The organism is Ideonella sp. P3_A4 (assembly GCF_056403075.1).
In genome coordinates this window covers 1-4,264 of record NZ_JBFUGE010000523.1, presented here as the reverse complement: position 1 = coordinate 4,264, position 4,264 = coordinate 1, and the positions used below count along the sequence as shown (strand labels likewise).

The window sequence follows — 4,264 nt, the reverse complement described above, 5'->3', positions numbered from 1 at the left end:
ACGCAATACGGCACCACCATGCGCCTTTACCGGCAGCGGCGCCGACCTTGACCGATCTGGTGCACGTGTCGGACGGCCTGGTTCATGCGCTCGACCTCGCCAGACTGCCCGATGACATGGTGCCTCCGCTGGTGGCGGACGCGTGGAATCGCCTGGCACTGACACAAGCCCAATGCGACACCGTGCTCGAACGGACCGAGGCGGAACTGGATGAACTGTGTGAAGCGCTGTCTGTCTGACAGTGGCGGCTGAGCCAGAGCGCTCAGTCGATCTCGCGCACGCCGTTCGGCGTGTGAATCCTGGCGACGCAGCGGTGGTGCGGGGCGGTCTCGAACACCACCCGCGCGTCGTCCAGATGCGGCCTCAGCCGGGCGGCGATCCATTCGGCCTGCGGGTGCTGTACCGTGAATTTCAGCAGCGCGCACCCGCGCTCCGGCATCCGGCTGGCCGGATGCGGACCGGGTGGCCATTCCATGAGGGTCGGGAACGCGCCATCGAAGGGCATCGAGCCGTCGTCCGGCACGCCCATCAACCACGCGAGGTTGCCGCGGGTCACGCGTAGCGCGGGGCCCGCGCTGCCTTCGATCTCACGTAGCGCCTGATCGAGATCGTTGCAACTCGCGACCCAGGTCCACAGCCGCGGCGACTGGGCCAAGGCTTTGTGCGTGGCCGGGCTGTCCATGCCGAACCAGCGTGCACGCGCCGGCGCGGGTGCTGAAGGATCGGGCGCGATCACCTCGAGGAACAGATCGTCGGCCAGGCGCAGCAAATGGTTGTGCGTGCCCATCAGCGGGTGCTGGCCGCCGGGTGGGATCTCGACACCCAGACGCTCTTGGGCATAGGCCACGCCCTCGGCAAGGGACAGGGCGGCAACGGTGACGTGGTCCAGCGTCAGCATCAGCGCACCGCCCCCACCGTACCCAGCGCTTGCTGGATCTCGGTGCGTGGCGGGGCACCAAACATCCGGCGGTACTCGCGGCTGAACTGCGATGGGCTTTCATAGCCCACACGGTGCGCGGCGACCGCGGCGTCCAGCCCCTCGGCCAGCATCAGCTGGCGCGCTCGGTGCAGGCGCAGCTTCTTCTGATACTGCAGCGGCGACATCGAGGTGACCTGTTTGAAATGCTGGTGCAAGCTGGAGGCGCTCATGTGCGCCGCTTCGGCGACGTCATCGATTCGCAGCGGCTCGGCGTAGCGGCGCTTGACCAGCTCGATCGCACGGGCAATGCGCTGGGCGTGGCTCTCGGCTACCGCCAATGCGCGCAGCCGATGACCCAGCTCACCGGTCAGCACGCGGTAGAAGATCTCGCGCTTCGCCAAGGGCGCCAGCACCGGCGCATCGGCGGGCGTGCGCAGCAGGCGCAGCAGCCGCAACACCGCGTCCAGCATTGCGGGTGAACTGCGCGCCACGTGCAGGCCGCGGTCCAGCGCCGGCGCGTCGGTTGACGGGGTTACGGCCGGCCCGGCATCGAGCAGCAGCGAGGCCAGCTCGCTGGTGTCCGCGTTCAGCCGCAGGCACAGGTACGGGGCCTCGGGCGAGGCTTCGACGATCTGGCTGGTTGGCAGCATCGTGACCGACACGACCAGGTGATGTAGCGGGTCGTAGCCCAGCACCTCGTTGCCCAGCCGTGCCTGCTTGCGGCCTTGCAGCACCACGACCACGCCCGGGTCATAGACAGCGGGCAGCCGCAGGCCTGGCCCGTCGGCACGCATCAGGTGCAGGCCACGGATCGCGGTTTCGTGCGAGCCGGTGGTGGGCGCGAACTGGCAGGCGATCGCGACCATCTCGACCTGCCGCGCATCCGGCGGCAGCGAGGCGTTGATGCGTGAGGCGGTTTCGGGTGAGGTGGGCCAGGCGGTATCGACCATGGCGCTGATTGTGGGGCGGCGCGCGCAGCGGTGCGGCGCGTGGGGACATGGTTCTGGAGGATCAGGCAAGCATGCACCAGCAATCGACTATCGGTGCGCGGCCGCAGGCGCCTACGCTGACGGCCATCGACAACAAACCCGCAAGGAGAAGGCAGCATGAGCACGACAACTTACCCCCGACGCCACCTGGGCCAAGGCGACCTGGCCGTTTCCGCCATTGGCCTGGGCTGCATGGGCATGTCCGATTTCTACGGCGCGGCCGAAGACGAGCGCTCGCTCGCAGTGCTGAACCACGCGCTGGACATCGGCATCAATTTTTTCGACACCGCCGACATGTACGGCGTGGGCAGCAATGAACGACTGTTGGCACCGGTACTGAAGGCGCGACGCGACGAGGTGGTGATCGCCACCAAGTTCGGCAACGTTCGGGCCGAAGACGGCACCTTCATCCGCGTCGACGGCCGGCCCGAGTACGTGCGCAGTGCCTGCGACGCGAGCCTGCAACGGCTGGGCGTGGACCACATCGACCTGTACTACCAGCACCGCGTCGACCGCACGGTGCCGATCGAAGAGACGGTGGGAGCGATGGCCGAGCTGGTCAAGGCCGGCAAGGTGCGCCACCTCGGCTTGTCGGAAGCCTCGCCCGCGACGATCCGCCGCGCTGCAGCGGTGCACCCGATCGCCGCCCTGCAGACCGAATACTCGCTTTGGACGCGCGATGTCGAAGCCGAGATCCTGCCGACCTGCCGCGAGCTGGGCATCGGGCTGGTGCCTTACTCGCCGTTGGGCCGCGGCTTCCTGACCGGCGCCATCCGCAGTCCCGATGCGTTGGACGCCAACGACTGGCGCCGCCAGAACCCGCGCTTCCAGGGCGAGAACATGGCGCGCAACCTGGCCTTGGCCGACGCAGTGAAGGCCCTGGCCACCGAGCATGGCCTGACGCCGGCGCAGCTGGCATTGGCCTGGCTGCTCGGCCGCGGGACGGACATCGTGCCGATCCCGGGCACGCGGCAGATCGCGCGGCTGAACGAGAACGCTGCCGCGGCGGTGCTGTCGATCGATGCGCCGCTGTTGGCCAAGTTGGATCAGGTGCTGGCCGAGCACCCGGTGGCGGGCGACCGTTACCCGGCGGCCGGCATGGCGAGCGTCAACGGTTGACGACTGTGCCGAAAGCCTCGCCGATGGACTCTGCCGCGTGACGTGAGGGGCTGCCTCCTGAAATGTCGCACCGCGTGTCAGCTAGCATCTGCCGCGGCGGGCTGCAGCGGGCAGCCTGCGAATCGCACAAGGGAGGGAGATTGAGATGAGGTTGATGAAATCCTGCGGAGTGCTTGCCGTCGCCATCGCATCGACGATGGGTGTTGGCCAGGTGCAGGCTGAGCCGATCTTACAAAACGTCGGGTGGCAGTACGTGCTCGACGAGTTCTCCGACACAGCGTGGTCAAACAAGGTCTGGGAGTACGCGTCGTGCAACAGCACAAGCCACGTCACCAATGTGGCGGGGCTTTTCGCGTACCCGACGTTCGGCCAGGCCTCGCGGCCGGGGATGTGCGCGCGCCACCAGGACCCGGACCAGACCTCCCACATGCGGTTCATCACCCTGCCTTTCGATCGGCGTGATGCTGACGACGAGAACGGCACCGACAACTATTGCGTCTTGAAGAACGGAAAGTATGTCGTCGCTACGGTGGATGAGCGCAAAGGTGGCTCGGAAATGCGCAGCAACGAGTCCGACGAGTACATCTATGACGGCGGTACGAACGTCACGGGATGGGACACGTTCGGCCAGAACTATCTCGCGGCGACCAATACGGTCAAGTTCACGTGGAGGTTCCGCCTGTCGGACATGTCCATGCTGCGAGCCGTGACCAATGGGGAAAAATTGGCTGCCGCGGCGGTCATCGGTCAGTTCCATGCGCAGGACAAGTCGGGCGTCTGCGGGGCTTATGAATCCGGCTACTCGCCGGCGCCTGGATTGGACGTGCGTGTCTGGACGGAGCCCACGACCGGTTCGGAGTATGTCGACTTCACGCTCTTTACGAAGCTGCACAACGACCAGCTTCCGCCGGGCGCGACGCGGTGCGCCACGGAGCCTTGTCAATACGATATGTGGACGGCGCGCTTCCCTTTGGCCCAGGTGAGTCGCGCCAATCAGTCCGATCCCCTCCCGCCATGGATCACGGTGCAATACATCATGCGTCCGTCGAAGGTCGACGGTGCGCTGAAGTTTGCCTTCGGCGTTTCAGGGTCCACCGATGCGAATTTGAAGCTTCAGTTTCGGCCGCTGGAGGGTGGTGACGGCGTGACCAAGGTGCTGAAGATTCCGATGACGCAGAATACGTGCCCGAATCGTCCTTTCCTGGGTGCCTATGTGCTGGGCTACCCGAGTAAGTAC

Annotated in this window: 4 protein-coding genes and 1 pseudogene; 3 read left to right on the top strand and 2 right to left on the bottom strand. The window is 66.3% G+C overall.

All coding sequences use genetic code 11. The features are described from left to right. A pseudogene (locus AC1DYI_RS28125) lies at nt 1–239 on the top strand (hypothetical protein); the annotation flags it as partial. A gap of 23 nt (nt 240–262) precedes the next feature. Here AC1DYI_RS28125 and AC1DYI_RS28120 read toward each other — a convergent pair. After that, on the bottom strand, nt 263–898 hold the full coding sequence (locus tag AC1DYI_RS28120; RefSeq protein ID WP_477207420.1) for a VOC family protein: 636 nt from the start codon (nt 896–898) through the stop codon (nt 263–265). Beyond that, nucleotides 898–1,869, bottom strand: coding sequence for an AraC family transcriptional regulator (locus AC1DYI_RS28115; protein ID WP_477207419.1), 972 nt, complete (start codon nt 1,867–1,869; stop codon nt 898–900). Before AC1DYI_RS28115 ends, AC1DYI_RS28120 begins: the two co-directional genes overlap by 1 nt. A 156-nt stretch (nt 1,870–2,025) precedes the next feature. On the opposite strand from AC1DYI_RS28115, the gene AC1DYI_RS28110 reads away from it, so the two are divergent. Continuing rightward, nucleotides 2,026–3,027, top strand: a complete 1,002-nt coding sequence (locus tag AC1DYI_RS28110; protein ID WP_477207418.1) for an aldo/keto reductase — start codon at nt 2,026–2,028, stop codon at nt 3,025–3,027. Nucleotides 3,028–3,172: 145 nt separating this feature from the next. Next, nucleotides 3,173–4,264 (top strand): hypothetical protein (locus AC1DYI_RS28105; protein WP_477207417.1); only part of this gene is annotated, 1,092 nt, incomplete at its 3' end.

Bases quoted from the DNA above. Each gene is read 5' to 3' on its own strand.
- AC1DYI_RS28120 (WP_477207420.1), bottom strand. From the start codon at position 898: ATGCTGACGCTGGACCACGTCACCGTTGCCGCCCTGTCCCTTGCCGAG.
- AC1DYI_RS28115 (WP_477207419.1), bottom strand. From the start codon at position 1,869: ATGGTCGATACCGCCTGGCCCACCTCACCCGAAACCGCCTCACGCATC.
- AC1DYI_RS28110 (WP_477207418.1), top strand. From the start codon at position 2,026: ATGAGCACGACAACTTACCCCCGACGCCACCTGGGCCAAGGCGACCTG.